The sequence below is a fragment of the Brachybacterium sp. AOP43-C2-M15 genome (assembly GCF_052446295.1).
Classification (GTDB): domain Bacteria; phylum Actinomycetota; class Actinomycetes; order Actinomycetales; family Dermabacteraceae; genus Brachybacterium.
Genome location: NZ_JBQSWB010000004.1, coordinates 155384 through 182183, shown reverse-complemented (window position 1 = coordinate 182183; position 26800 = coordinate 155384). Strand labels below are relative to the sequence as shown.

Sequence of the window (26800 nt, the reverse complement as noted above, 5' to 3'; positions counted from 1 at the left end):
GCGTCCTCAGGTCCGCTCGCAGATCTCCTTGAGCGTCGCGAGGTCCTCGGCGACGGCGGCGGCGTCCTCGGCGAACTCCTCCTCGCTCATGGCACCTCGGCGCAGGGTAAACACCACCTCGCAGCGCCCCTCCTCGAGCGGCATCACCCGCAGCGGATTCAGCACGGACTCGCCGGTGGGGAGCGTGACCGTGTGGTCCATGACCCCGTAGACGTTCTCGGGGACGAAGCTGACCAGCACCCGCCCCATCGGCGAGTTCATCGACCACTGCGAGACCTCCCGCTGCACCTCGCTGCCGGCGAGGCCCCCGGCCCAGCGCGGCAGGTTCCGCGGATCGCTCGCGTACTCGTAGACCTCGCGCCAGGGGCGCTCGATGACGACGTCGAGGTGGCGGGAGACGCCGGGGGCGCCCGGCTCGCGCTCGGCGGTGCGGTCGGTGGGCTGCTCGCTGTCGCTCATGGTCGCGAACCTAGCAGTCCCGACGGTCAGGGGGCGGCGCACTCCGAGGTGCTGACCGGTGCGATGGGGAGGTCGGCGGTGCGGCGCAGCGCCTCCTCCCACGGCGTCGCCGCGAGCCCCTCCTCGGTGGTGAGGACCCCCGGGTGCAGCACGCACGGCGCGTACCAGAGCTCGGAGATCCCGGCCAGCTCGCGCGCGAAGGTGCTCACGCCGCTCAGCGCGCGGACCGACCAGCGGGGGATCCGCCACGGCCGACGGTCCGCACGGTCCAGCATCTCCGACGCGGCGGTCATCAGCTCCCGCTGGGTGCGCGCCGGGGCCGACGGGGCGTGCAGGACGGCGTCCCCGTCGTCGGGCGCCGTGAGCCGGTCGGCGTGGCGGGCGGCGTGGAGCATCGCCCGGGCCAGATCTGGCACGAAGGTGAGCGTGTGGGGGACGTCCGGCGCGCCGAACAGGACCGGTCGTCGGCCGGCGAGGATCGGCTCGATCACCATCGCGCAGGCGACCGATGCGCCGGTGCCCATGGTCGTCGGCCCCACGAGGTCCGCGGCGATGATGCTGAGGGTGCGTGCGGCATGGGCACGTCGCTGCTCGAGGAGTGCGATGCGCACCTCGCCCTTCGCGTCCAGGGGTGAGGGGGCAGCGCCCTCGCGCAGGTCGCGGGAACCTCCCTGAAAGCCGTACATCGACTCCGGGAGGACGACGGGGATGTCGCGAGCTGCGGCGGCGTCGAGCACGGCGAGCTCTCGCGGCGGAAGGTCCCGTGCCCACACCCGGGCGTCGTAGGGGGCGTGGAAACAGGCCTGCACGGCGTCGGCGCCCTCGAGCGCTGCGGCGAGGGCGTCGGGGTCGAGCACGTCCCCGCGGACCCGTCGGACTCCAGGGGCGGGGTCGCCCTCGCTGCGACGGAGCACGGTGACCGTGTCGCCGTCCTCCAGGGCCCGGGCGATGATCTCGCGGCCGATCTGTCCTTCTCCGATGACCAGGTGATGCATGAGGACCTCCAGGATGTGAGCACTGCTCTCTGAATGAGGACAACAGTGAACACCGCTCTCGGTCCGGAGTCAAGAGCACTGCTCTCAGTGTGTGCGAGGATGGGGGCATGCCCGCTCATGAGGTGCCTGACCCCGCCCCCTCCCGCGCCGCCCCCTCCCGCCCTGCCGTCGCGTCCCCGGCGGTGCCGAAGGGCCCGCGCGCCGCCGCGAGGGAGAAGACGATGGCGCGCATCATCGAGCTCGGCAACGCCCAGCTGCGCGAGCGGGGCGCGGCGGAGCTCAGCGTCCGCGAGATCGCGCGAGGGCTCGGCATGGTCTCCTCCGCGATCTACCGCTACGTCGCGAGCCGGGACGAGCTGCTCACCCTGCTCCTCGTCGACGCCTTCGAGGACGTGGCCGAGGCGGTGGACACCGCCGTCGCCGAGGCGGGGTCGGCGCATGGGGGCGATCCCCGCGCGCGCTTCCTGGCCCTCGGCGACGCGATGTGCGCCTGGGCGATCGCGCACCCCGAGCGGTGGACGCTCCTGTACGGCACGCCCGTGCGCGGGTACGCGGCCCCGGCCGAGACCACCAACGACGCCGGCACCCGGGTGATGCGCGCGGTGCTCGTCATCGCCGCCGACGCCGCAGCCGAGAGGACGGCGGAGACGCAGGGTGGGAGGGCGTCCCAGGACGGGACGACGGGGGAGACCTCGGTGGGGCGCGCTCCCGGCACCGCCCTCGCGCCGGAGGTCACCGCACTGCTGGAGAGCCACCTCGAGCAGTTCGGGATCGACGCCTCGGCGCGCACCGAGTTCACCGCCCTCACGGCCTGGTCCGGCCTGGTCGGCATGATCAGCGCACACGTCTTCGGGCAGCTCGGCCCCGATGCGGTCGCCGTCGGCCCGCAGATCCTCCATGCCCAGGTGCGCCTGCTCGCCGACCTCTTCGCGCCGGAGCCGGTCTGATCGCCGCCCGTCGGCCCTGAGCTCCTCGCTCCCGACTCCTCCCCGTGGGGCCCGTCGAGAGGTCTCAGCGCCGCCCGGTGACCCCGTCGAGTGCTCCCAGCGCCGTGCGGGCCACGGCGCGCAGGGTGCGCGGCTCGCGCAGGACCGCCCCGTCGGCCGACGGGGTCACCACCACCCAGCGCGCCTCGCCGCGCCGACGCATCCGGCCGATCTCGATGCTGCGCCCAGCGGTCAGCGGGATCACCAGGGCGCCGCTGGGTCCGACGACGAGCCGACGATCCAGCTCGGGACGGTGCTCGAGCAGGAGGGCGCGGATCGCCTCCCGCTCGACCAGCGCGGTGCTGCCCGAGGCGGGGTGCGAGAGGATCGAACCCGAGGAAGCCATGGCTCGAGACTAAGAACGGGGTGTGACAATGCAGCGGCGGCGTGCAGGGCTCAGCGCGGAACGCCCTGCGACAACGGTCGGGTCCAGACGTTGTGGTGTCGAGGATGAGCGGACTCACGGCACAAGTCCTTCCTGCCACGGCCCGGTCAATCGGCACGTGTCGCGTCGGCTTCTTCGCGCTGAAGCTCCCCTTCGAGCCGGATCTTCTGAGCAGCGAGCTTCTTCCGTGCACGGGCATTGCGCGCGACGGCGACACGGTACGTTCCCGTGAGAGACATCGCCCACCTCCGCTCCGAGATGGCACGGAAGGACGTGAACCCATGGAGCAGTGAGTGAACCGCGATGGCGAGGAGGCACATCCAGCCGGAGAAGCCACCAATTCCCAACCCCACGGCGACACCAGGAACCAACATGTACAAGGAGAGGAGGCAGGTGGCGAGGAAACAGATCGTCTTCATCGACAGCGCGCCAGCGGCCGGAGTCTCAGCCAGCGTGATGAGGAGATGGCGGGCGATGAACACGGTGAGAGCTGTCGCTCCGCTCGGGAGGACGATGAGGAGGATGGAGGTTCCTACTGGCCACGGTTGGGCGAGCACGGCCCACGTGAGGATGATCGCCGGACCGGCGGACCAGAGGCTTACCGCTGTGACGGCGCCAAGAGTGCCAGCGGTGGGTGGATGCCTAGCGTCATCGTCGGTATAGCCACGTTCGAGAGCCGACCGCAATCGCTCCACGGCGTAGATCCGTCGCTGCAGGTGGAGACGGCGGAGGTCACCCCAGAGCAAAGTCTGCGAAGTCGCGAAGAAGATCGTCACGTACGTCGCTCCGAACGCCAGAACGGGAGTCATCAAGTCCGGCTCCGGACCCAGGAGCCGTGAGAATGCCAGGTCCGCGGCGACGCAAGAGCTTCCGATGCTCAGCAGAAAGAGGACAACGAGCACTGAGGAGGAGAGCCGATAAGCCTCGTCGCTCTCCGGCCAAGGTCGAGTCCCGATGAAAGCGCCGAGCGTTCCGACGAGCGCCAAGCCGATCCCCAGAGCTGCCAGCGGCTCAGGGATCCACCCGATGGTTGCCGGGTTTCGCGTGAAGTGTGGGAAGAACTGGGGAAGCAGCCAGAGATGGATAATCGGACCGATGAGTACCCAGAAAAGTACTCCGGGCAACAGGGCCCACAGCGACGAGCGGCCAGGTGGTGCCGGATAAGTCTCCCGGCGCCGTCGACCTTTGCGTCGAGACTCCGAAGGCGAGGTCTCGTTCTCCGTCCAGGCTGCTGAGTCCATTGATCCAGGCGATCACAGCCCTCCGACAGCGGAGCGCAGATCCGGTGCTGCCCTGGCCGTGCTTTTGGTGCCGGCGATCACCTATTCCGTCAGCGCCTCCACCCAGACCTCCCGGTGCCGCTCGACGTACTCGGCGACGCCGCGCCAGTGCTCGCCGTGGCCGGTCACGAACATCGACCCCCAAGGCTCGCGACCCTCGCGGTGCGCGTCGCGGAGCATCCGCCACATCGCCTCGGCGCGCGCCGACATCGCCGCGGGTAACTCGGCACGCAGGGCGGGGCTCGCCGCGTAACCGTCGACCAGGGCCGCAAGTCGCGCGGCCGCCTCCTCCGGGACGGCACCGACGTCGTTCACGCAGAAGGCCTGCGCCGAGTACGCGAGATCCCACAGTCGGGTGCTCGGGCCCGTTCCGTCCCAGTCGATGAACACCCGCCGCTCGCCGAGGATCAGGTTCCACGGCGTCAGGTCCCCGTGGCAGATCAGGTCGGCCCCTCCGCCCGGGACGGGCAGCAGCGGCTCCCACGGCGCCGGGGTCGAGGGGCGGAATCCCTCGCACGCGTCGTGGATGCGACGGATCAGGGCGCCGACGTCCGCGAGCTGCTCGAGGGGTAGCGGCGGGCCGTCGAGGGCGAGCGAGCCGGGGACGAACTCCAGCACCTGCCGTCCCCGCTCGTCCCGACCCCGGGGTTCGGGCACGTCGATCCCCGCCGCGGCCACCGTGCGCATCAGCTCGTGCACGGCGGGCGTGGTCGGCTCCCACGGCTTGCGCACGGTGTCCCCGAGGCGCACCACGCCCTCGGTCGCGTTCCCTCCGCTCAGCGGGTGCTCCTGCTCGAGGTCCATCGCGACACCGTAGTCGCGACGCTGCCGCCGGCGCGAGGGGATTCGCGGCGCGAGGGGGATCCAACGCGGGACGGGAAGGGGATCGCGGCGCTGCGCCTACGATGACGGCCATGAGCGCGATCGAGGCCTACTCCGCCCGAGCCCGGGAGTACGCCGATCTTCTCGGCTCGCTCGAGACGATGGCTCCCCAGGACCGGGAGTGCATCGAGACCTGGGCGTCGGAGGTGGAGGGGCCGCTGCTCGACCTGGGCTGCGGACCCGGGCATTGGACCGCCCATCTCGCCTCGCTCGGGCACGACGCCCACGGGGCGGATCCGGTCCCGGCCTTCGTGGAGATCGCCCGGCGCGCCCATCCCGGAGTCCCCTACGGCCTCGGCTCCTTCGAGGAGCTCCCGCACCGGGTGGAGGGCTGGGGCGGCCTCCTCGTGTGGTACTCGCTGATCCACCTCGAACCCCGACAGGTCCCGGCCGTGCTCGAGGATCTGCACCGGGCGCTGCGGCCCGGGGGTCGCCTGCTGCTCGGTTTCTTCGACGGGCCCCGCGAGGAGAGCTTCGAGCATGCCGTGGCCACCGCCCGGTTCTGGCCGAGCGCACGGATGGAGGCCCTCCTGGAACGGGCCGGATTCGAGATCGTCGGGCGCCGGGCGCGACACGATCCCGGCGCGAGACCACACGCCGCGCTGCACGCCCGCCGCCCGCGGGCGACGCGGCACCGGGCCTGACTGACCGGCGCTCGAACCCGACTGCGCACGAACCCGACTGCGCCCCGCCCTGACTGCGCCCCGACCCGACCGTTGCTCGCCGTGACTACGCTGGGAACCATGGGGCGACGCACGCAGGACGGTAGCGCGGGAGACGCGGACTACGGGACCATCGGCTCCGCGTACTCGCGATATCGACGCCCGGACCCGAGGATCGCCGCCGTGATCACGCAGGCCCTCGGCGCGGCGCGCACCGTGCTGAACGTCGGCGCGGGCGCCGGCTCCTACGAGCCCGCCGGCAGTCAGGTCACCGCGGTGGAGCCCTCGGCGGCGATGCGCGCACAGCGTCCCGGGCACCTGCCCGAGGCCGTGGACGCCACCGCCGAGGCGCTGCCCTTCGCCGACGGGTCCTTCGACGCGGCGATGACCACCTTCAGCGTCCACCAGTGGCAGGAACTCGCCGCCGGGCTGGGCGAGCTGCGACGGGTGACCCGCGGGCCCGTCGTGGTCCTCACCTGCGACCCGCGGCGCGTCGAGGAGTTCTGGGTCGCCGAGTACGCCCCCGAGGTGCTCGCGACCGAGGCCCTCCGCTACCCCCGCCTCGAGGACCTCGCCGAGGGGCTCGGGGGCCGGATCGCCACGAGCACCGTGCGCATCCCCCAGGGGTGCACCGACGGCTTCACCGAGGCCTACTACGGACGACCCGAGGCCCTGCTGGACGCGGAGGCGCAGCTGGCCTGCTCGGCGTGGAGCCTCGTCGCCCCGGACGTCATCGACCGCTTCACGCGCCGCCTCGCCGCCGACCTGCTCGACGGCAGCTGGGATGCCGCCCACGGCGAGCTGCGCACCCTGCCCCGGTACGAGGGATCGCTCGTGCTGCTGGTCTCGGAGCCCTGAGATGCGCCCCGCCGCCCCCGGCCCCTCCCGCTCCGCGCCCGCCCGCTCGGCCCCGACCCTCCTGCTGCTCAACGGGGCCCCGGGAAGCGGCAAGTCGACCCTCGCCGCGCTGCTGGCCGCGGAGCGTCCCGGCGCGCTCTCGCTCGACATCGACGGGATCAAGCACTCCCTCGGCGGCTGGGAGGAGGACCTCACCGCCTCGGGGCGGCAGGCCCGCCGACTCGCCCTCGCGATGGCGGGGCGGCAGCTGGCCGACGGCTTCGACGTCGTGATCGGGCAGTACCTCGCCAGGACGGAGTTCCTCGAGGAGCTCGAGCAGCTGGCCGCCGAGCACGGAGCACGCTTCGTCGACGCGGTGCTGGTGCTCGACGAGCGCACGCTGCGCACCCGGCTCGCCGGTCGACGGGAACGGCCCGATCGTCCCGAGCAGGCGGCGAACGACCGTCATGTCCGCCCGGAGGACGCCCCGGCGCTGATCCGCGCGATCGAGGGGATGCTCGCGCAGCGTCCGCACGCCCGCAGGATCGCGGCCGATGGCGCCGCCCCGGAGGTGCTCGAGGCGCTCCGGGGGGTGCTCCCGGACCCCTGAGCGGTCCCGTGGACGATCCCTGAGCGGTCCCGTGAGAGGACCGGTCCGGACGATCCCGCCGCGCATCGGACCCCGATCCTCCGTCGGCTCTCGCCGCAGTAGTCAACAAGGTGTTGACAACAATGTGTTGATGTCAGAGTCTGGGCACATGCACTCCGACGACCCCCGGACCGAGGCCCGCCGCACCCTGCGCACGGCCGGCGCCGATGCCCTGCCGCACATGCCCTGGCAGCACCCCGACGCCCCACCTGAGGACTCGACCCTGCTGCGCTTCGCCGTGGATCGGGCCGGGCGACGCGACGGCGCCGCTGGGGTCGGTGAGCTGCGCGCCGCGTTGAGGCTGCTGGACTCCGCGCGCTCGGACCTCGACAGCCTCGAGGCGGCCTTGCTGCTCACCGCCCGTGCCGAGGGTCTGACCTGGGCGCAGATCGCCGAGGACCTCGGCCTGCGCTCCGCCCAGGCCGCGCAGCAGCGCAGTCGCCGAGCCGGCGCCGGATCCCCGTCCGAGGCGTCGCAGGCGGACCCCCGGGCATGAGCGCGCACCGCTCCGAGCCCTCGCTGCTCGTGCTCCTGGCGGTGCGGCTGTCGGGAGTGGCCACGACCGAGCAGGTCCTGGACCGCACGCTGCTGCCCGAGGCCGTGGTCGGACGGGAGCTGGGCCGGGGCGCGAGCGCGGGGGAGGTGGAGGACCTGGACCTCGGCCTCGGCGGGGGAGTCGTGCTCACGGAGTCCGGACGCCTTCGCCTCGCCGAGCTGCTGGCCGCGGAGCTGTCGTCCGCAGGGGCCCGTGAGATCGCGGCCGAGGTGCTCGACTCCTTCGAGGCCGGGATCAACGCCTCGCTGGTCGGTGCCCTCTCGCACTGGCAGCTGGCCGACGGGGCGCTGAGCGCCGGGCGCTCCACGACGGGGGACGCCGCACCGCCCGCCGAGCTGCTCGAGACGCTGGACGAGCTCGGCGGCGCGCTGCGCGAGCTGCTCCGTCCGCTCATGGAGCTGCTGCCGCGGTTCGGGCGCTATCCCTCCCAGTACAGGATCGCCCTGGAGCGCGCCCGGTCCGGCGAGTCGCGCTGGATCGCCGGGATCGGGATCCCCTCCTGCCACGTGGTCTGGGCCGAGCTGCACCAGGACCTGCTCTCGACGCTCGGCCGCGCACGGGGGTTCCAGCACCCGGCCGGGCCCGAGAACACGATCGAGGAGCGCTGAGTTGACCACCCGAACCCTGCACATCGTCCGGCACGGCGCGGCGGACGCGCTCGGCGTACTCACCGAGGAGGGCCGCGAGCAGTGCCGGCTGTTGGGCCGCCGTCTCGCCCCGGTGCCCCTGGACGCGATCTGGCACTCGCCCCTGCCGCGGGCCGTCGACAGCGCCTCCGAGATCGCCGAGCAGCTGCCCGGCCTGCTCGTCGACGAGGCGGAGGAGCTGATCGACGCCGTGCCGTTCGTCCCCGACACGTCCACGGCCGGCGCACGCACCGCCGCCTTCTTCGACGGCTACGACGAGGAGGAGGCGGCGCAGGGCAGGCGTCTCGCCGAGCGCCTCGGGGCACGGTTCTCGACGCCGCCCCGGATCGGGGACCGGCCCACGCACGAGCTCCTCGTCACCCATGCCTTCCAGGTCGCCTGGCTGGTGCGCGAGGCGCTCGGCGCGCCGCCTGCGAGCTGGATGTCGCTCGGCCGGATCGAGAACACGGCGCTGACCACGATCGTCCACAGCCTCGGCGAGCCGCCGTCGGTGCTCCGCGTGAACGACCGCTCCCACCTGGTCGATCAGCGCCCATGAGGCTGCCGCCCCTGGAGGAGGCCTCCGCACGGGAGGCGGGTGGGAAGGCGTCGAGCCTCGGCCGACTGGCCCGTGACGGGTTCCCCGTTCCGCCGGGATTCGTGGTGCCCTCCTCGCTCTTCGCCCGAGCCCTCGAGGGCGGGGTCGCACCCTCGCAGACCTCGGAGGAGGACGGCAGCCGGCGGGTACCGGAGCTCCGACCCGATCCTGCGCTGCGCGGCGTGCTCGCCCGTGCGCTCGCGGACCTGCCGGGTGGTGTGGACGCACCCGTCGCCGTGCGCTCCTCCGCGACCGACGAGGACGGAGCGAGCACCTCCTTCGCCGGGCAGCACGACAGCGTCCTCGGCGTGAGCGGGCCCCAGGCCGTCGAAGCGGCGGTGCTGCGCTGCTGGGCCTCCTGGTTCTCCGCGCGAGCCCTCGCCTACCGGGGCGGGGCCCCCGCCGCGGGAGGCATGGCGGTGCTCGTCCAGAGCTTCGTCGACGCCGATGCCTCCGGGGTGCTCTTCACCGGTGGCGTCCGGATGCTCGAGGCGGTCCACGGTCTCGGCGAAGGGCACGTGAGCGGGCAGATCACGCCGGAGGCATGGTGGCTCGAGGGGGACGGGATCCGCGCGCATCGTCGAGGCACCGCCCGGAGCCGGTCCGTGCGTCGCGGGAACGGCGTCCGGCACGAGGATCTTCCCGTCGAGCTGCAGGAGCGGGCGGTGCTCACCCGCGAGCAGGTGCTCCGGATCGACGGGCTGGGCCGCGAGGTGGAGGCGCATCTCGGACTCCCCATCGACCTCGAATGGTCGCTGGTGGCCGACCGACTGCACCTCCTGCAGGCCCGGCCCGTCACCGCGAGCCTTCCGACCGCCCCCGCCGAGGAGCCCGTCGAGGAGCCGGTCGCGGAGCCGGTCGCGGAGCAGGGGCCCCTTGCCCGCCTGACCGGGATCGCGGCGAGCGGCGGCGCCGCGACGGGCAGCGTCCGCCACGTGCGCTCGACGGCGGACTTCTCCCGCGTGCACCCCGGGGACATCCTGGTCGCCCGCGCCACGGACCCGGCCTGGACCCCGCTGTTCGGGGTGGTCGCGGCGGTGGTCACGGAGACCGGCGGGGCGCTCTCCCACGCCGCGATCGTGGCCCGGGAGGTCGGGATCCCCGCGGTGCTCGCCGTGCCCGGAGCCCTCGAGCATCTCGTCGAGGGCACCGAGGTGCACGTCGACGGCGCCCGCGGAACCGTGACGCCCTGCGCAGGAGAGATGCGCTGAGCCCTCAGTCCCCGAGGATCGCGCCGGTCGAGGCGGACTTCACCAGCTGCACGTACTTGCCCAGCACGCCCTTGGTGAACTTCGGCGGCAGCGGCTCCCAGCCCTCCCAGCGGGCGGCCAGCTCCTCCTCGTCCACGAGCAGGTCGAGCGCCCCGGTGCTCACGTCCAGGCGGATCCGGTCCCCGTCCCGCACGACGGCGATCGGGCCGCCGTCCACGGCCTCGGGGGCGATGTGCCCGACGCACAGCCCGGTGGTGCCGCCGGAGAAGCGCCCGTCCGTCATCAGCAGCACGTCCTTGCCCAGACCGGCGCCCTTGATCGCGCCGGTGATCGCGAGCATCTCGCGCATGCCGGGCCCGCCCTTGGGGCCCTCGTAGCGGATGACCACCACGTCGCCGTGGGTGATGGTGCCGTCGTTCAGGGCGTCCAGGGCCTGCTGCTCGCGCTCGAAGACGCGGGCGGTGCCCTCGAAGTCGTCGGACTCGAAGCCCGCGGACTTCACCACCGCGCCGTCCGGCGCGAGCGAGCCGTGCAGGATGGTGATCCCGCCGGTCGGGGCGATCGGCGCGGAGGCCGGGCGCAGCACGGTGCCGTCGGCCGGACGCGGCGCGAGCACCTCGAGGTTCTCGGCGATCGTGCTCCCGGTGACGGTGAGGCAGTCGCCGTCCAGCAGCCCCTCGTCCAGCAGCGTCTTCATCACCACCTGGATGCCGCCCACGTGGTCGACGTCGTTCATCACGTAGCGGCCGTAGGGCTTGAGGTCCGCGAGGTGGGGGACCTTCGCGCCGATGCGGGCGAAGTCGTCCAGGGCGAGGTCGACGTCCGCCTCGTGCGCGATGGCCAGCAGGTGCAGCACCGCGTTGGTCGATCCGCCGAAGGCCTGGACCACCGCGATCGCGTTCTCGAAGGCGGCCTTGGTCATGATGTCGTGGCTGGTGATGCCCTGGCGGAGCATGCCGACCACCGCCTCGCCCGCGCGGCGGGCGTCCGCGTCGCGGCGGCGATCGGCCGACGGGGGAGTGGCGGAGCCGGGGATCGACATCCCGATGGCCTCGGCCACGGTCGACATGGTGTTGGCGGTGTAGTAGCCGCCGCAGGCGCCCTCGCCCGGGCAGATGGAGCGCTCGATGCGGCCGACGTCCTCCCGGCTCATCAGCCCGCGGGCGCAGGCGCCGACGGCCTCGAAGCCGTCGATGATGGTCACGTCCTTCTCCTCGCCGGTGGAGAGCGAGACCCGCCCCGGCATGATCGTGCCGGCGTAGACGAACACGCTGGCCAGATCCAGCCGCGCCGCGGCCATCAGCATCCCCGGCAGGGACTTGTCGCAGCCGGCCAGCAGCACCGACCCGTCGAGCCGCTCGGCGCTCATCACCGTCTCGACGCTGTCGGCGATCAGGTCGCGGGAGACGAGCGAGTAGTGCATGCCGTCGTGCCCCATGGAGATGCCGTCGGAGACGGAGATGGTGCCGAACTGCAGCGGGTATCCGCCGCCGGAGTGGACGCCCTCCTTCGCCGCCTGCGCGAGCCGGTCCAGGGACAGGTTGCAGGGGGTGATCTCGTTCCAGGAGCTGGCGATGCCGATCTGCGGCTTGTCCCAGTCCGCGTCGCCCATGCCCACCGCGCGCAGCATGCCGCGCGAGACCGTCGCGCCCAGCCCGTCGGTGACCTGGCGGCTGCGCGGCTTGATGTCGGGCGCGGTGTCCCGGGCTGTGCCTCGAGATGCGTCCTGGGAGGTGTCCGGTGCTGTGTCCGGGGCGGTGCTGGTGGCGTCGGCGTCCATGCCCCGACCCTAGGACCCTCCACCGCCGATGTACACGGACGCGCCGAGGCCCCGGCTCACAGCACGCGGCGGCGGGACTCCTCGTCGAGGCGGCGCACCCGGCTGAGCTGCGTGACGTGCTCGGGGCCGAGATCCTGCAGGGTCGGGACCTGCAGCAGCTTCATGGTGCGCTCCACCTGGTCGGAGAGGATGTCGATGGTGCGGTCCACGCCCTGCCGGCCCCCGGCCATGAGGCCGTAGAGGTAGGCGCGGCCGATCAGCGTGAAGTCCGCGCCGCGCGCGATCGAGGCGACGATGTCGGCGCCGCTGCGGATCCCGGTGTCCAGGATGATCTCCATGTCCCCGCCCACCTCGCGGGCCACCTCGGGCAGCAGGTGGAAGGGCACCGGGGCGCGGTCGAGCTGTCGGCCGCCGTGGTTGGACAGCACGATCGCGTCGACCCCGAGGTCCGCGAGCTTCTTCGCGTCCTCGAGCGTCTGGACGCCCTTGACCGCGAACTTCCCGGGCCACATGCGCCGGATCTCGGCGAGGTCCTCGAAGTCGATCGACGGGTCCATCGCGGAGTCGAGCAGTTCGCCGACGGTGCCGCCGGTCTGGGACAGGGAGGCGAACTCGAGCTTCGCGGTGGTCAGGAAGTCCCACCACCACCAGGGGCGGGGGATCGCGTTGATCACGGTGCCGAGGCTCAGCTGGGGCGGGATGGAGAAGCCGTTGCGGGAGTCGCGCAGGCGCGCCCCGGCCACGGGGGTGTCCACCGTGAAGAACAGCGTGTCGTAGCCGGCCTGCGCCGCCCGTTCGACCAGGCCGTAGGAGGTCTCGCGCTGCTTCATCACGTAGAGCTGGAACCAGTTGCGTCCCAGCGGGTTCGCCGCGCGGACGTCCTCGATCGAGGTGGTGCCCAGGGTCGAGAGGGTGAAGGGGATTCCTGCCGCGCCCGCGGCGGAGGCACCAGCGATCTCGCCCTCGGTCTGCATCAGCCGGGTGAAACCGGTGGGTGCGATGCCGAAGGGCTGGGCGGAGCTGCCGCCGAGGATCTGCGCCGTGGTGTCCACCGAGGAGACGTCGTGCAGGATCGAGGGGTGGAACTCGATGTCCTCGAAGGCCTCCACGGAGCGGTCCATCGAGATCTCGCCCTCGGCGGCGCCGTCGGTGTAGTCGAAGGCCGCGGCGGGGGTGCGACGCCTGGCGATCGATCGCAGGTCGTCGATGGTGAGCGCCGAGGAGAGCCGACGGCGCGTGCCGTCGAGGTCGATCGGCTTGAACTTCATGAGGTCGAGGATCTCGGCCGGGCGGGGGATCTGTCGCTGGACCATGGGGGCCTTCCTTCGAGAGCAGAGTCGTGCGGGTGCGGGTGCGGGTGCGGGTGCGGGTGCGGGTGCGGGAGTCGGCGCGGCGGGCGGAGGGGCGGTCGGGTCACTGCACGGGGACCATCCAGGACAGGACGCCGGACTGGAGGCCGATGAGCAGGCACAGGGCCACGAGCATGCCGAGGCTCCACCAGATGACCTTGCGGAAGATGGCCGACTCCTTGCCGACCAGGCCCACCGCGGTGGCGGCGATGGCGAGGTTCTGCGGGCTGATCATCTTGCCGACCACGCCGCCGGAGGTGTTCGCCGCGACCAGCAGGGCCGGGTCCAGTCCCGCCTCCTCGGCGGCGGTCTGCTGCAGGGTCGCGAACAGGGCGTTCGCGCTCGTGTCCGAGCCGGTGACCGCCGTGCCCAGCCAGCCGAGGATCGGGGAGAGGAAGGCGAAGGCCGCGCCGGCGCCGGCGATCCAGGTGCCGATGGTGATGGTCTGCCCGGACTGGTTCATCACGTAGGCGAGGGCGAGGACCGAGGCGACGGTGAGGATCGAGAAGCGCATCTTGACCACGTTGGCGACGTAGACCTCCACCGCGGCCCGGGGGGACAGCCGGTAGACGGCGGCGACGATCGCCCCGGTGATCAGCAGCAGCGTGCCGGGGGAGGAGAGCCACTGGAAGGAGTACACGGTGCTGGTGGCGATCTCGCCGGCCGCGTTGTGGACGTTCCCGTCCAGGCCCGGCCAGGGGATCTCCACGTCGGTGGAGGCCAGAAGGTCGTTCAGCGGCATCCACAGCTTCGAGACCGAGAAGATCACGATCACCAGCAGGTAGGGGAACAGGGCCATGAACACCCGGCTCGGGGTGAGGCGGGACTCGGTGCGGATCGCCGTGGTCGTGGCCAGCGCCGCGGCGCCGGGGCCGGCATCCGGGGCCTCGGTCTTCTCGTGCTCGCGCTCGCGCTCCATGTTCTCCAGCGCGTCCGCGCCGCCCACGGGCTTCCACACCTGGAGCATGATCACGGCGGCGGCGAGGCCGGCCAGCGAGGCGATGATGTCGGTGAGCTCGACCGAGAGGAAGTTGGAGGAGACGTACTGGCTGACCGCGAAGACGAGGCCCACCAGAAGGGCGAGCGGCCACAGCTGGCGCACCCCGCGCCGGCCGTCCACCAGGAAGACCAGGAACAGCGGCACGAAGGCGGCCAGGAACGGGGTCTGGTGGCCGATGATCGCCCCGATGTGCTGGTAGTCGATCCCGGTGAGGTTGCCCGCGGTGATGATCGGGATGGCGATCGCGCCGAAGGCCACCGGTGCGGTGTTGGCGATGAGCACGACGGTCGCGGCCCGCATCGCGGTGAACCCGATCGCCATCAGCATCACGCCCGTGATGGCGACGGGTGCGCCGAAGCCGGCCAGGGCCTCGAGCAGCCCGCCGAAGCAGAACGCGATGATGATCGCCTGCACGCGCGGGTCGTCGGAGATCGCGTCGATCACGCGGCGCAGGTCCTCGAAGCGGCCGCTGCGCACGGTCAGCTCGTAGAGCCAGATCGCGTTGAGGACGATCCAGATGATCGGGAACAGCCCGAAGGCGAAGCCCTGGGTCGCCGAGAGGCCGACGAGGTCGGCCGGCATGCCGTAGGCGAGCAGGGCCACGAGGATCGCGACGGCGAGCGCGGACAGGCCGGCCCAGTGCGCCTTCCATCGCAGCACCCCGAGGGTGAGGAAGATCGTGAGCAGGGGAAGGACGGCGACCAGCGACGACAGAGCGAGACTGTCTGCCAGAGGGGCGAGATCGGGTGTGTACATGGGGACCTCCGACACGCATCAGCCGCGGTGCTGCACTGCATCGCCGTCGATGTCGTGCCTCGTGTGTCGGCGAGGAGACGAATGGTTTACCGTCCTGTGGTCAGACCACATAGGGGATCGTACCCGGAGCGGTCGGTGACGGCAAGACCCCATCCCCAGCACGATCCGACGCCGCCGCGAGCACTCCAGGATGCGTGCCGGGTCCTCTCATGGCTCCCGAACGCCGCTGTGCTACAACAGGGCGATGGTCGACACCCCGAACGCAGATGAGGTCGGACCGCTGAGCGTAAGAGCCGCGTGCGCCGACGCCGCCTGGCGCCCGGTCACCCGCGCCAGCACGCACGAGCTGGTCATCGACGCGATCGAGGACCAGATCATGAGCGGCACCCTGACCGTCGGCGACCTCCTGCCCCCCGAGCGGGAGCTCGCCGCGCGCCTCCAGGTCAGCCGGGCGGGCGTCCGCGAGGCGATCCGCGTCCTCGAGGGCCACGGGGTGCTGCGCTCGGACGTCGGCTCCGGGCGCGGCGCGGGGACCTTCGTCGCCGCGCTGCCGAGCGCCGCCCTCGAGCGCTTCCTGCGCCTGCACGTCGCGCTGTCGAACTTCCGCATCCAGGAGGTCGTCGAGGCGAGGATCATGCTCGAGCAGGCCAGCGCCGCGCTCGCCGCGGAGCGCGCCGACGCCGACGCGCTCGCCGAGCTGGAGCGGCTGCTCGCGGTGATGGACGATCCCGAGGTGAGCCGCGAGGCGTTCAACGACGCGGACACGGCCTTCCATGTCGCGATCGCGCGCGCCGGCGGGAACAGCCTCTTCTCGGACATGACCGGGGCGATCCGCGGCTCCCTGCGGGTGCCGATCCTCGCCGCCTTCACCAAGGTCACCGACTGGGAGACGATGGTGCAGAGCCTCCGTGCCCAGCACCGCGGGATCCTCGAGGCGATCTCGAGCGGGCAGCCGGAGGAGGCTCGACGGCGCACCGCCGAGCACATCCGCAGCGCCTCCGCGGCGCTGCCGGACATGCCGGAGGCCTGAGGCGGGTCGCACCGCACACAGGGGCGGCCCTGCGCACCGCAGTCGCGTGGTCGGCGCTCAGGCGCTCAGGCGCTCAGGCGCGCAGGCGCTCAGGCGCGCAGGCGCTCAGGGGCTCAGGGGCTCAGGCGCCCGGGACCGGGCGCTCCGCAGGCCCCTCGTACGCCGACAGCGGGCGGATCAGGGAGTTCGTCGCTCGCTGCTCCATGACGTGCGCGGTCCAGCCGGTGACGCGCGCGGCGATGAACAGGGGCGTGAACAGCTCGGTGTCGAAGCCCATGAGGTGGTAGACGGGCCCGGCCGGATAGTCGAGGTTGGGCTTGATGCCCTTGGCCTCGTCCATCGCCTGCTCGAGGCCGTCGTAGAGCCCCAGGATCTCGTCGCGTCCGGTGTGGGCGATCATCGAGTCCAGCGCCTGCTTCATGGTGGGGACCCGGGAGTCGCCGTGCTTGTAGACGCGGTGGCCGAAGCCCATCACCTTCTTCTTCTGCGCGAGCGCGTCCTCCATCCATGCCTTCGCCCGCTCCTTGGCGTCGGCCTCGGACTCGTCGGGGCGGATTCCCAGCTCCTCGAAGGTGTGCATGACCGCCTCGTTCGCGCCGCCGTGCAGGGAGCCCTTGAGGGCCCCGATCGCCCCGGTGACCGCCGAGTGCATGTCCGAGAGGGTGGAGGTGATGACGCGGGCGGTGAAGGTGGAGGCGTTGAAGGAGTGCTCGGCGTAGAGCACCATCGAGACGCGGAAGGCGTCGACCACCTCGGGGGCGGCCTCCTCGCCGAAGGTCATCCACAGGAAGTTCTGGGAGTAGTCCAGGTCCTCCCGGGACGGGACCGGGTCGGTGGGGCCGCCGGCGCGACGGCGACGCTGCTCGTAGGCGATGACCGCGGGCAGCTGGGCGAACAGGCGCTCGGCCTTCTCCCGCTCGGCCTCGGGGGAGGAGTCCTCCGCCGCGGGGTCGAGCGCCCCGAGCACGGAGACGGCGGTGCGCACGGCATCCATGGGATGGCAGGTCACCGGCAGCGAGTCCATCGCGGTGCGGACCTCGTCGCGCAGGTCGCGGTGGGCGCTCGTGCGGCGCTCGAGCTCGGCCAGCTCCTCGTCGCTCGGGAGCTCACCGGTCCACAGCAGATGGGCGACGGCCTCGAACGGCTGGGTCGCGGCGAGCTGGGGGACGGGATAGCCCCGGTAGAGCAGCGAGTTGGTCTCGGGGTTGACCTTCGAGATCGCGGTCGTGTCGGCGACGACCCCGTTCAGACCCTTGCGGATCTCGGTGGACTGGGTGGTCATCGGTCACTCCTTCGTCGACGGCGGCGTCAGGTCGGTGCGGTGCTCGGCCGGCACCTCGAAGTCGAAGACCGAGGTGTCGAAGCGGTCGTAGGACTCATAGTCCACCAGTTCGTACAGTCGTGCACGCGTGAGCATCTCGGGGACCCGGGCCTCCTGGGTGCCGGTCTCGAGGATCGTCTCCAGCACCCGCTCGGCCGCGCCCATCGCGGAGCGCAGCAGGGTCACAGGGTAGATCACCATCGCCACCCCTGCCGAGGCCAGCTGCTCCCGGGTGAACAGCCGGGACTTCCCGAACTCGGTCATGTTCGCCAGCACCGGGACGTCCAGCGCCGCGCACACCCGCTCGAACTCGCCGAGGTCCTTCAGCGCCTCGGGGAAGATCGCGTCGGCGCCGGCGTCGACCAGTGCCCTCATCCGCTCGATCGCGGCCTCGAGCCCGTCGGTCGCGCGCAGGTCGGTGCGGGCCATGATCAGGAAGTCCTCGTCCCGTCGGCCGTCGGCGGCGGCACGGATCCGCTGCACGGCGGTGTCGAGATCCACCATCGTCTTGCCGTCCAGGTGGCCGCAGCGCTTGGGGTTGACCTGGTCCTCGATGTGGCAGCCGGCGAGGCCCGCGTCCTCGAACTCCTGGATCGTGCGGGCCACGTTCATCGGTTCGCCGAAGCCGGTGTCCGCATCGATGAGGCAGGGCAGGTCGGTGGAGCGGGCGATCTGGGCGCCCCGCGCGGCGACCTCGCTGAGGGTGGTCAGGCCGACGTCGGGCAGTCCCAGCTCGTTGGCGATCACCGCTCCGGAGATGTACACGCCGGGGAAGCCCTTCTCCTCGATGAGCTTCGCCGAGAGCGGGGTGAAGGCTCCGGGGAACGGCCGGGCGGCGCCCGGGGCGAGCAGGGTGCGCAGGTCCCGGCGCTTCTGCGCCGCGGTTCTGGGGGACGACAGCATCAGAACAGTCCCGTCGGTCCGGCCGAGACGTCGATCGTGCCGGGAGCGGCGAGGACGTTCAGCCGGCCCAGCTCGCCCGCAGGGAGGTCCGCCAGGTTCGCCGCGGCCTCGAGGAAGCGGTCGATCTCGGCGCGCTCGACGAGCCCGTCGGCGAGGGTGCGGAACTTGTCCACGTACTGCTCGCGGGCGAAGGGCCGGGCGCCGAGCGGGTGGGCGTCGGCGACGGCGATGCTGTCCTCGATCACGGTGCCGTCCCGCAGCGTGATGACCACCGCGCCGCCGAAGGCCTTCTCGGCGAGGTCCAGGGAGTGGTAGCGGCGGGTCCATTCGGGATCCTCCGCGGTGGTGACCCGGTGCCAGAGCGCGACCGTGTCCGGCCGGCCGGCGCGCTCGGGGGCGTAGGAGTCCACGTGGTGCCAGGCGCCGTCCTGCAGCGCGACGGTGAAGATGTACGGGATCGAGTGGTCGAGGGTCTCTCGCGAGGCCGAGGGGTCGTACTTCTGCGGATCGTTCGCGCCGGAGCCGATCACGTAGTGCGTGTGGTGCGAGGTGCGGATGAGGATCGAGTCGACGTTCTCGGGGTCGGCGGCCTCGGGATGCTCGTGGTGCAGCCTGCGCGCCAGGTCGATCCAGGCCTGCGCCTGGTACTCGGCCGAGTGCTCCTTGGTGTAGGTCTCCAGGATCGCGCGCTTGGGCTCGCCCGCGGTGGGCAGCGGCACCTTGTAGCGGGCGTCGGGGCCGTCCAGCATCCAGGCGATCACGCCGTCCTCTCCCTCGTAGATCGGCACCGGCGAGGTCTGACCGCGCATCGCACGGTCCACGGACTCCACGGCCATCTTCCCGGCGAAGGCCGGGGCGTGCGCCTTCCAGGTGGAGATCTCGCCCTTGCGGGCCTGACGGGTCGCGGTGGTGGTGTGCAGCGCCTGGCCGATCGCCTGGAACACGGTCTCGGCGTCCAGGTCCAGCAGCGTGCCGATGCCGGCGGCCGCCGACGGGCCGAGGTGCGCGACGTGGTCGATCTTGTGCTTATGGAGGCAGATCGCACGCACCAGGTCGACCTGGAGCTCGTACCCGGTGGCGATGCCGCGCAGCAGGTCCCGGCCGGAGCGGCCGGTGTGCTCGGCGACGGCGAGGATCGGAGGGATGTTGTCCCCGGGATGGGAGTACTCGGCGGCGAGGAAGGTGTCGTGGTAGTCGAGCTCGCGCACGGCCACGCCGTTGGCCCAGGCCGCCCACTCGGGGGAGCTGCGCTGGTCTACGCCGATCACGCTCGCGCCGCTGCCGCCGGCGGGGGCCTGGTGGCCGAGCGCCTGGGAGCGGGCGGCGACGATCGGGGCGCGGTGCAGGGACGCGATGGCGACCGAGGCGTTGTCGATGATCCGGTTGATGATCATCTCGCGGACGTCGTCCTCGATCTCGATGGGGTCGACGGCGACCTCGGCCATCTTCCAGGCCAGCTGGTCGTCGCGGGTGAGGTTCTCGTCGGAGCGGTGGACGCGGACGTCGTGGTCTCTCATGGGGAGCTCTCCTGGGGTGTCGGGGTCGTGGCGGTGGGATGCGGGGCATCGGGCGGGCGCGGCCTGCGGTGCGGGTGCGGGGCGCCGTTCGGGCGTCCGACGTGGTGCGGATCGCCCTGCAGGTGAGCGAGGGCCTGGCGGAGGTGGACGACGGTGGCAGCGGCGGCGAGCTCGGGATCGCCGCTCTCGACGGCACGGGCGATCGCCGCATGCTCGGTCGCGGAGGCGGCGAGACGGGCAGGGGAGTTGCGGGCCAGCCGACGCAGACGGCCCAGGTGGAGCCGCAGTCCGCGCAGCGATTCCGCGAGGTGGGAGTTGCCACTCGCGGTGTCGAGAGCGGCATCGAGCTCACGGGTCAGCGCGTAGTAGTCGGTGGGGTCGGCCCCTGCGGAGAGTTCCGAGGTGGCCTGCTCGAACCGCGCTGCGAGGTCGGTGAAGCGCCCGCGGAGAGCGGACCCGCCCTCGGCCGAGGTGGTCCGTTCGGCGGCGCGTCGGGCGGCGAGGGTCTCCAGGGCGATGCGGAGGTCGAACAGCTGGGGAGCGTCGGCGAGGGAGACGGCGCTGACCACGACGCCGCGGCCGGTGGAGGAGTCGGCGAGCCCGTCGGCGACGAGGCGGGCGAGCGCTTCGCGCAGCGGGGTGCGGGACAGTCCCAGTCGTGCGGACTGCTCGACCTCGCCCAGCAGCGTGCCGGGCTCGAGGGTGCCGTCGACGATCTCCTCGCGGAGAGTCGAGTAGGCACGCTCACTGGCTCGCATAGGTCCGAGTGTATACAGAAAGCTGGGGGCGTGCTCGCCCAGGCCCTCTAAGGCCGGGGTGGTCGATGTGAACTGTATACAGACCTGCGGTGCGGGAGGGGTCGGCGGGCCTGATCAGATCTCACGGTGGGTGGCGTGGGGATCCTGTTCGCCCTCGGTCTCGGGACTGCGTTCCGGCATCCAGGGATCCTCGTCCTCGTCGGCGGGGACGTCGCCGTTCACCAGTCGGGACTCGAGCGACTTGGAGTAGATCGGCACCGGATCGGAGGCGACCTCGACGGTGCCGTCGATGTCCTGCCATTCACCTCCGTCGACGGAGAACTGCCCGGAGAAGGTGGTGGTGAGCGTGACGTCGTACCAGCCCTCATGGGTGTAGGTCGCCGAGACCGCTTCGGAGGGGTAGGGCTTGCCGGGGTCGGTGGTGGTGACCGTGTTCCCGTCCCCGAGGTCCCAGTGGTACGAGACCGGGGTGGCCCGGATGGCGACGGGAGTGTCGAGCAGCTCGGTGCTCAGTTCCTGGGTGCCGGGTTCGGTGTGGAGCACGTTGGGCATGTTGACCGGGAGCCATCCATCGGCCGGGCCTGCGTTGGCCTGCAGCGGCTTGACGGGGAGGCGTGCGAAGTCTGCCTGGGTCACGATGATGACGACGGGCGGGGCTTCCTCGCCCGCGGGAGTCGCGGGCGTCCCGGGCGTCGCGCAGCGGATGCCGAGGTCCGTGCTCTCGCCCGTCTCGTTGTCGACGCGGGTGCCGCGTTGGGTCACCCCTTCCACGGGGGCGGACGAGCTGCTGGTGCCGTCGATGCTCAGTGCGTCACCTTCGCCGGCGAATCGACTGCCGTTGCCCGCCTCGCAGGAATCGGCGTGCGGAGTGCAGGACCACGACGTCCCGGCACTCAGATCGGCGCCGCACCCGCTGAACTCCGAGGCGGGCGCCCAGATGTAGTTGTAGCGGGGTGGGGTGTTGTGGGATCGGCTACTTGTTGAGTCGCCATCGGAGGTTACGTCATTCCGCTCGCTGGCCGTACGGTGTGAAACCGGCTTGCTTGTATCTGTGTCGAGAGACTTATCTCCGATCACGCCGTTGACGCTCGGCTCCTGGGGTGCGGCGATGGCTGGCAAGGTGGCCGCTATAAATATCATTATCGCGAAAGCGAGAATGCTCCAAAGCGGTTTTGCGTCGAGGGCGGTTCGCATCTTAGTGGACATCGGATCCCCATTCCACGCTAAGTCCGCCGACGATCCATCGGTCCGAGTCCCAAAGCATCCCTCCGACCGTGTCGAACTGGAGCTGCTCGACTGTGACGCGAGAGCTTAACTCGTTATCAGGCCGCGAGTGATGTCCGAGGGTGAACATATATCGAATTTCGTGTTCAAAGTTGGAGGAGTTTTCAATGGATAGGTGGACGTCACTCCTTTCAGACTCGGACCATAGGAGATCCCTATCGGTTAGTTCTGAAATTTCCGAATTGAACTTGGTGCAACCTTCGCACGTCTCATTCGACAGTGATGCCACGAGTTGTTCGTCGCCGGTTTGGTGTGCCCACACAGACACTGCCATGTAGTACCGGAAAGCCTGCTCCGCACCTTCCGGGGTCTGCTCGTCCATCCCTGCGAAGTCCGCGGGATCGGGCGGAGGGATGTCGGGCGCGGCTGCCGTCGGGTCCTCGGTGTTCTCACCGCCCCCGTCGCTCGGATCACCGCCGCCATCGCTGGGGCCGTCACCGCCGCCGTCGCTCGGTGCGCTGATGTCGATCTCCGGAGGGGGAGTGGTCGCCGCACCGCCGCCGGGCCCGTTGCACGCAGCGAGGCCGAGCAGGAGCGCGCCGGCTGCGGCGGCGCGGAGGAGGCGACGGGGCATGGCGTGGCCCTTCCGGGAGTGCGTCAGATCACGGTCACGCTACCCAGGAAAGGCCCTCCTGCGCCTCCGGTTCATCGAGATTGTGGACAACTCCGGTCCCGGAACGCTTCCACCGTCTCGGCCGGATCGAGCACCGCTGCAGGGTGCGGACCGGCCGTCAACCAGGCCTGACGCCACGCATCGACCTCCCTCGAGGACAGTGCGCCTCCTGCCAGCAGGACCATGTTCCCGTCGGCCGGCGAACTCAGCAGCGAGGCGTGGGTCAGGGTCCAGACCCCCGACAGGCCGGCCCGCGCCGCTGCATCCTCCAGGTCGCGCACCTGGGCCGCCAGGAACCTCTGGCCGGCATCGTCACCGACGTTGACCAGCAGCAGCCCGTCGTCCTCCAGGTGGGAGAACGCCTCGAGGTAGAAGTCCTTCGCGGCCAGGTGCGGGGGCGACTCCTCCCCGGAGAACACGTCCAGCACGATCGCCTCGAACCGCCTGCCCTCCATCGCCGCGAGCTCCTCGCGCGCATCGCCGATCACGACCTCCAGCTCCGTCCCCTCGGGAAGAGGCAGCGCGGTGGTCACGAGCGTGGGCAGCTCACGCTCGATCTCGATCACCACCTGCGGCGATCCGGGACGGGTGGCCTGCACGTACCGGGCCAGGGTGAGAGCACCGGCCCCCAGGTGCGCGACCCTCAGCGGTTCGCGGCGCGGCCACACGGTGTCCAGCACGGTCGCGATCCGGCGCAGGTACTCGTGCACCACGTGCGTCGGATCCTCGAGGTCGACGTGCGACTGCTCGACCCCGCCGATCTGCAGCACCCAGCCGCCGGAGACCTCGTCCTTGACGATCCACGCGGGCTGGTCGGAGAAGCTCAGCTGCGCACTGCGCTGCGCGCCGGGGAGAAAATCTCTGGGGGTCATGGGGCCATTGTGCGCGAGCGCGGAGCCGGAGCGCTCGACGGCGACTCAGCGCCGGGGCCCGGAATGCACGTGCACGTGCAGATGCTTCGAGTCCTGGTACCGGCCCAGGTTGGTGAGCACGGCCGCGGCACCGTGCTCCGCCTCCACCCCGCGTGCGACCTCCTGGACCGTGCGCAGCAGCGCGCTCAGCTCGACCTCGTCCGCCGGGCCGGCCGCCGTGAGGGAGGAGATGTGCTTCTTCGGGATCACCACCACGTGCACTGCCCAGAACGGCCGCGTGTGCCGGAAGGCGAGAGTGTGCTCGTCCTCGTGGAGCACGTCGAGCGCGCTCGGGTCCGGCAGCGCCACGTCGCAGTAGAAGTCGTCCCCGGTGTACTCCGTCGCGGTGCCCATGGCCCCAGCCTGGCAGAGGTCGCACCGACCGGCGCCCTGCGTCGGCGGTCCGGTGAACGGCCTGCGCCCGTGAAGGGCCCGGCCTATGCTGGCAGTCCTGCTGACGCGTGCGACAACGCGACGAGGAGTGCAATGCCGATCTACGAGTTCCGCTGCACGGGCTCCCACCGCTACGAGCTGGCCCTGCCGATCAGCGCACGGGATCGCGAGGAGACCTGCCCCGACTGCGGCGCTCCCGCCGCCCGCCTGCTCTCGGCCCCCGCGCTCGGCCGACTCGGATCGCCCACGGGCCGACTGCTGGACAGCACCGAGGCGACCGCCCACAGCCCCGGCGTCGTCGACCGCGTGCCCGGCACCGGAGCGCGTCGATCGGCCCGGGTCAGCCACGACCCGCGTCACGCCCGCCTGCCGCGTCCCTAGGCGGCCCCTGGATCTCGACGGGGCCGACAGGCGGCACCGTCACTGTGGAAGGAGAGGCAATGCCCACGAACGTCTTCCCGCTGGATTCCGCGAAACCCTTCACCGAGCAGACGATCCTCGGTCACAACCGCTGGCACCCCGAGATCCCGCCGGTCGTGAGCGTGCGGCCCGGGGAGGTGTTCCGCATCGACTGCCGCGAATGGTTCGACGGCTACATCAAGAACGACGACTCCGCCGAGGACATCGCCACCGCACCCCTGCACACCGTCCACACCCTCTCCGGTCCGTTCCGCATCGAGGGAGCGAAGCCCGGGGACCTGCTGATCGTGGACATCCTGGACGTCGGCCCCATTCCGCAGGAGGACTCCGGACCCTTGGCCGGCCAGGGCTGGGGCTACACCGGCATCTTCGCCAAGCGCAACGGCGGCAGCTTCCTCACCGACGAGTTCCCCGACGCGTACAAGGCGATCTGGGACTTCCGTGGAGACCGTGCCACCTCCCGGCACGTCCCGGGCGTCGAGTTCACCGGCATGATCCACCCCGGACTCATGGGCACCGCGCCCTCGCCCGAGCTGCTGGGGAGGTGGAACGCGCGCGAGGCCGCGCTGATCGCGACCGATCCGGACCGCGTCCCCGCTCTCGCCCTGCCGCCGGAGCCCGACGGCGCGATCCTCGGCGGCGTGCCCGAGGCCGATCACGACCGCGTGGCCGGTGAGGGCGCGCGCACCGCACCGCCGCGGGAGAACGGCGGCAACCAGGACATCAAGAACCTCACCAAGGGCACCCGGATCTTCTACCCGGTGTTCGTGGACGGCGCGAACTTCTCCGTGGGCGACCTCCACTTCAGCCAGGGCGACGGGGAGATCACCTTCTGCGGCGGCATCGAGATGGGCGGCTTCATCGACGTGCACGTCGACGTGATCCCCGGCGGCATGGAGAAGTACAACGTCAGCGAGAACGCGATCTTCATGCCGGGGGACACCGCGCCCCAGCACAGCCGGTGGCTGTCCTTCTCCGGCACCTCGGTCACGCTCGACGGCGAACAGCGGTATCTCGACTCGCATCTGGCCTACCAGCGGGCCTGCCTGCACGCGATCGACTACCTCTCGACCTTCGGCTGGTCCAAGGAGCAGGCCTACCTGCTGCTCGGCGCCGCCCCGATCGAGGGACGCTTCTCCGGAGTGGTGGACATCCCCAACGCCTGCGCGACGGTGTACCTGCCGCTGGACATCTTCGACATCGACATCCGACCGGGCACGGGGGAGGTGCCGAGCATCGATCCGGGCATCGGGGCGCCGCGCGCGACCGTCTCCTGAGCGACGGACCCGGGCCCGGGGTCCTCGCCGGTCGATGCAGGCCGACGATCCGGGTGCCGCGGCGGGGCGTGTCGAGGAGCGGTGCGCCCCGCCGCGGCTCCGTCGTACTCTGGTCTCCTCGAGAACTGGAGAGGGGTCATCGCGATGACGGCGACCACGGACGCGCAGGTGCGGGAGCGGGCCACAGCGCTGCGCGCGGAGCTGGCCGCGCTCGAGGACCCGAAGATCCGCGCGGTCAACGAGAAGCACGGCGATGATCATGGCGTGAACCTCACGAGGCTCCGCGCGGTCGCCAAGCGCGAGAAGACGAATCCGGACCTCGCCCGGGAGCTGTGGAGGACCGGGGACTCCGCCGCGAAGCTGCTCGCGATCCTGCTCTCCCGCCCGACGCAGTACACGCAGCACGAGCTCGACGAGATGCTCCGCGCAGCGGGATCGCCCAAGGTGCACGACTGGCTCGTGAACTACATCGTCGCGAAGAGTCCGCACCGGGAGGCGCTGCGCGGGATCTGGTTCGACGATGCCGATCCGGTGGTGGCCAGCGCCGGCTGGGCGCTGACCAGCAAACGCGTGGTGAAGGACCGTGACGGCCTCGACCTGCCCGGTCTGCTGGGCCGCATCGAGGCGGCGATGCAGGACGCCGGGCCCCGCCTGCAGTGGGCGATGAACGAATGCCTCGCCCAGATCGGGATCCACGACCCGGCTCTGCGGGAGCGGGCCAAGGACATCGGGGAGCGGCTCGGCGTGCTCAGGGACTACCCGACGCCCCCGAACTGCACCTCTCCGTTCGCGCCGATCTGGATCGACGAGATGGTCCGGCGGTCAGAAGCCCGCTGACCCAGCGACGCACGGACGGCCTGCATCACCGGCCGTCCGTGTCATCGGCTGAGATCTCGTCGGCCGTGATGTCACCGGCCGTGCTGTCAGCGGCGAGGAAGGTGTGCGGATCCACGGGGCGCTGCGCGCGGGGCAGACCCTCGACGACCAGCAGATAGGAATCGGTGACCAGCTCGCGGACGAACTCCTCCTCGAGCTCGCCGCCGGGCTCGAGGGTGATCCAGTGGCGCTTGTTCATGTGGTAGCCGGGGGTGATGTCCGAATGGGCCAGGCGCAGCGCCTCGGAGTCCCGAGGGTCCGCCTTGAGGACCACGACTGGCGTGCCCCGCACCTCCGTGAGCAGGAGGAACATCCTGCCGACGACCTTCGCGACGTCGTACTCCGGCCCGAAGGGGTGGGTCATCGCGGCGGCGGGGAGCTCGAGCGCGCGGGAGCGTGCCGCGTCCTGCAGCGCTCGTCCCTCCATGTCTCCCTCCATGTCGCTCCTCCGCTGCAGTCGCCCCAGGGGCGCCTCCTCGATGTCCC

The 26800-nt window shown here is 71.4% G+C and carries 29 protein-coding genes; 12 read left to right on the top strand and 17 right to left on the bottom strand.

Features of this window, described 5'->3' with window-relative positions; translation table 11 throughout:
* Window positions 1-6: 6 nt before the first annotated feature.
* On the bottom strand, window positions 7-459 hold the full coding sequence (locus ACT3SP_RS06070; protein ID WP_444586362.1) for an SRPBCC family protein: 453 nt from the start codon (window positions 457-459) through the stop codon (window positions 7-9).
* Between the two features lie 26 nt (window positions 460-485).
* Window positions 486-1454, bottom strand: a complete 969-nt coding sequence (locus ACT3SP_RS06065) for an NAD-dependent epimerase/dehydratase family protein (protein ID WP_444586361.1) — start codon at window positions 1452-1454, stop codon at window positions 486-488.
* 107 nt (window positions 1455-1561) lie between these two features.
* Between ACT3SP_RS06065 and ACT3SP_RS06060 the strand changes: the two genes are divergently transcribed.
* Window positions 1562-2401 (top strand): TetR/AcrR family transcriptional regulator, encoded by an 840-nt coding sequence (locus tag ACT3SP_RS06060; protein ID WP_444586360.1) that lies wholly within the window; start codon window positions 1562-1564, stop codon window positions 2399-2401.
* Window positions 2402-2465: 64 nt separating this feature from the next.
* On the opposite strand, the gene ACT3SP_RS06055 is transcribed toward ACT3SP_RS06060, so the two are convergent.
* The 3 genes from ACT3SP_RS06055 to ACT3SP_RS06045 form a co-directional block, all read right to left on the bottom strand.
* Entirely contained in the window at window positions 2466-2786 is a 321-nt protein-coding gene (locus ACT3SP_RS06055) for a hypothetical protein (protein WP_444586359.1), read from the bottom strand.
* A gap of 146 nt (window positions 2787-2932) precedes the next feature.
* Window positions 2933-4066, bottom strand: a complete 1134-nt coding sequence (locus ACT3SP_RS06050; protein ID WP_444586358.1) for a hypothetical protein — start codon at window positions 4064-4066, stop codon at window positions 2933-2935.
* An 81-nt stretch (window positions 4067-4147) separates the two neighbouring features.
* The gene (locus ACT3SP_RS06045) at window positions 4148-4909 is read right to left on the bottom strand and encodes a phosphotransferase (protein ID WP_444586357.1); all 762 of its coding nucleotides are present in this window, start codon (window positions 4907-4909) and stop codon (window positions 4148-4150) included.
* 110 nt (window positions 4910-5019) lie between these two features.
* Here ACT3SP_RS06045 and ACT3SP_RS06040 point away from each other — a divergent pair, with 110 nt between their 5' ends.
* From ACT3SP_RS06040 to ACT3SP_RS06010, 7 genes are all read left to right on the top strand, one after another.
* A complete protein-coding gene (locus tag ACT3SP_RS06040) occupies window positions 5020-5631 on the top strand; it encodes a class I SAM-dependent DNA methyltransferase (protein WP_444586356.1) in 612 nt (203 codons plus the stop codon).
* 99 nt (window positions 5632-5730) lie between these two features.
* The gene (locus ACT3SP_RS06035; protein WP_444586355.1) at window positions 5731-6507 is read left to right on the top strand and encodes a class I SAM-dependent methyltransferase; all 777 of its coding nucleotides are present in this window, start codon (window positions 5731-5733) and stop codon (window positions 6505-6507) included.
* A 1-nt stretch (window position 6508) separates the two neighbouring features.
* Window positions 6509-7096: an AAA family ATPase gene (locus ACT3SP_RS06030; protein ID WP_444586354.1), complete on the top strand. Its 588-nt coding sequence runs from the start codon at window positions 6509-6511 to the stop codon at window positions 7094-7096.
* A gap of 148 nt (window positions 7097-7244) precedes the next feature.
* A complete protein-coding gene (locus ACT3SP_RS06025) occupies window positions 7245-7631 on the top strand; it encodes a hypothetical protein (protein WP_444586353.1) in 387 nt (128 codons plus the stop codon).
* Window positions 7628-8299 carry a hypothetical protein gene (locus tag ACT3SP_RS06020; RefSeq protein ID WP_444586352.1) on the top strand — a complete coding sequence of 224 codons (672 nt, stop codon included), beginning with the start codon at window positions 7628-7630 and terminating at the stop codon, window positions 8297-8299. The genes ACT3SP_RS06025 and ACT3SP_RS06020 overlap by 4 nt, the downstream gene beginning before the upstream one ends.
* A gap of 1 nt (window position 8300) precedes the next feature.
* The gene (locus ACT3SP_RS06015) at window positions 8301-8876 is read left to right on the top strand and encodes a histidine phosphatase family protein (protein ID WP_444586351.1); all 576 of its coding nucleotides are present in this window, start codon (window positions 8301-8303) and stop codon (window positions 8874-8876) included.
* Complete coding sequence (locus ACT3SP_RS06010) at window positions 8873-10126, top strand: PEP/pyruvate-binding domain-containing protein (protein WP_444586350.1); 1254 nt, start codon at window positions 8873-8875, stop codon at window positions 10124-10126. Before ACT3SP_RS06015 ends, ACT3SP_RS06010 begins: the two co-directional genes overlap by 4 nt.
* A gap of 4 nt (window positions 10127-10130) precedes the next feature.
* Here ACT3SP_RS06010 and ilvD read toward each other — a convergent pair whose 3' ends face one another.
* The 3 genes from ilvD to ACT3SP_RS05995 all read right to left on the bottom strand — a co-directional run bounded on the left by ilvD (window position 10131) and on the right by ACT3SP_RS05995 (window position 15011).
* Complete coding sequence (ilvD, locus tag ACT3SP_RS06005; RefSeq protein WP_444586349.1) at window positions 10131-11906, bottom strand: dihydroxy-acid dehydratase; 1776 nt, start codon at window positions 11904-11906, stop codon at window positions 10131-10133.
* A gap of 56 nt (window positions 11907-11962) precedes the next feature.
* Window positions 11963-13219, bottom strand: a complete 1257-nt coding sequence (locus ACT3SP_RS06000; RefSeq protein WP_444586348.1) for an alpha-hydroxy acid oxidase — start codon at window positions 13217-13219, stop codon at window positions 11963-11965.
* A gap of 100 nt (window positions 13220-13319) precedes the next feature.
* The gene (locus ACT3SP_RS05995) at window positions 13320-15011 is read right to left on the bottom strand and encodes an L-lactate permease (RefSeq protein WP_444586347.1); all 1692 of its coding nucleotides are present in this window, start codon (window positions 15009-15011) and stop codon (window positions 13320-13322) included.
* Window positions 15012-15255: 244 nt separating this feature from the next.
* Here ACT3SP_RS05995 and ACT3SP_RS05990 point away from each other — a divergent pair, with 244 nt between their 5' ends.
* Window positions 15256-16041 carry a FadR/GntR family transcriptional regulator gene (locus ACT3SP_RS05990; protein WP_444586346.1) on the top strand — a complete coding sequence of 262 codons (786 nt, stop codon included), beginning with the start codon at window positions 15256-15258 and terminating at the stop codon, window positions 16039-16041.
* A gap of 121 nt (window positions 16042-16162) precedes the next feature.
* On the opposite strand, the gene ACT3SP_RS05985 is transcribed toward ACT3SP_RS05990, so the two are convergent.
* The 8 genes from ACT3SP_RS05985 to ACT3SP_RS05950 form a co-directional block, all read right to left on the bottom strand.
* Window positions 16163-17323: a bifunctional 2-methylcitrate synthase/citrate synthase gene (locus ACT3SP_RS05985; RefSeq protein ID WP_444586345.1), complete on the bottom strand. Its 1161-nt coding sequence runs from the start codon at window positions 17321-17323 to the stop codon at window positions 16163-16165.
* 3 nt (window positions 17324-17326) lie between these two features.
* The gene (prpB, locus tag ACT3SP_RS05980; protein WP_444586344.1) at window positions 17327-18265 is read right to left on the bottom strand and encodes a methylisocitrate lyase; all 939 of its coding nucleotides are present in this window, start codon (window positions 18263-18265) and stop codon (window positions 17327-17329) included.
* Entirely contained in the window at window positions 18265-19782 is a 1518-nt protein-coding gene (locus tag ACT3SP_RS05975; RefSeq protein ID WP_444586343.1) for an MmgE/PrpD family protein, read from the bottom strand. The genes prpB and ACT3SP_RS05975 overlap by 1 nt, the downstream gene beginning before the upstream one ends.
* Entirely contained in the window at window positions 19779-20540 is a 762-nt protein-coding gene (locus tag ACT3SP_RS05970; protein WP_444586342.1) for a GntR family transcriptional regulator, read from the bottom strand. The genes ACT3SP_RS05975 and ACT3SP_RS05970 overlap by 4 nt, the downstream gene beginning before the upstream one ends.
* 114 nt (window positions 20541-20654) lie before the next feature.
* Window positions 20655-21302: a PKD domain-containing protein gene (locus ACT3SP_RS05965; RefSeq protein ID WP_444586341.1), complete on the bottom strand. Its 648-nt coding sequence runs from the start codon at window positions 21300-21302 to the stop codon at window positions 20655-20657.
* Between the two features lie 433 nt (window positions 21303-21735).
* The gene (locus ACT3SP_RS05960; protein ID WP_444586340.1) at window positions 21736-22398 is read right to left on the bottom strand and encodes a DUF6318 family protein; all 663 of its coding nucleotides are present in this window, start codon (window positions 22396-22398) and stop codon (window positions 21736-21738) included.
* 71 nt (window positions 22399-22469) lie between these two features.
* Window positions 22470-23309 carry a spermidine synthase gene (locus ACT3SP_RS05955; RefSeq protein WP_444586339.1) on the bottom strand — a complete coding sequence of 280 codons (840 nt, stop codon included), beginning with the start codon at window positions 23307-23309 and terminating at the stop codon, window positions 22470-22472.
* Window positions 23310-23354: 45 nt separating this feature from the next.
* Complete coding sequence (locus ACT3SP_RS05950) at window positions 23355-23702, bottom strand: HIT domain-containing protein (RefSeq protein ID WP_444586338.1); 348 nt, start codon at window positions 23700-23702, stop codon at window positions 23355-23357.
* Between the two features lie 132 nt (window positions 23703-23834).
* Between ACT3SP_RS05950 and ACT3SP_RS05945 the strand changes: the two genes are divergently transcribed.
* The 3 genes from ACT3SP_RS05945 to ACT3SP_RS05935 all read left to right on the top strand — a co-directional run bounded on the left by ACT3SP_RS05945 (window position 23835) and on the right by ACT3SP_RS05935 (window position 26275).
* On the top strand, window positions 23835-24122 hold the full coding sequence (locus tag ACT3SP_RS05945; RefSeq protein WP_444586337.1) for an FmdB family zinc ribbon protein: 288 nt from the start codon (window positions 23835-23837) through the stop codon (window positions 24120-24122).
* Between the two features lie 59 nt (window positions 24123-24181).
* Complete coding sequence (gene fmdA, locus ACT3SP_RS05940) at window positions 24182-25438, top strand: formamidase (RefSeq protein ID WP_444586336.1); 1257 nt, start codon at window positions 24182-24184, stop codon at window positions 25436-25438.
* Window positions 25439-25582: 144 nt separating this feature from the next.
* Entirely contained in the window at window positions 25583-26275 is a 693-nt protein-coding gene (locus ACT3SP_RS05935; protein WP_444586335.1) for a DNA alkylation repair protein, read from the top strand.
* A gap of 25 nt (window positions 26276-26300) precedes the next feature.
* On the opposite strand, the gene ACT3SP_RS05930 is transcribed toward ACT3SP_RS05935, so the two are convergent.
* Complete coding sequence (locus ACT3SP_RS05930; protein WP_444586334.1) at window positions 26301-26741, bottom strand: MmcQ/YjbR family DNA-binding protein; 441 nt, start codon at window positions 26739-26741, stop codon at window positions 26301-26303.
* Window positions 26742-26800 lie beyond the last annotated feature (59 nt).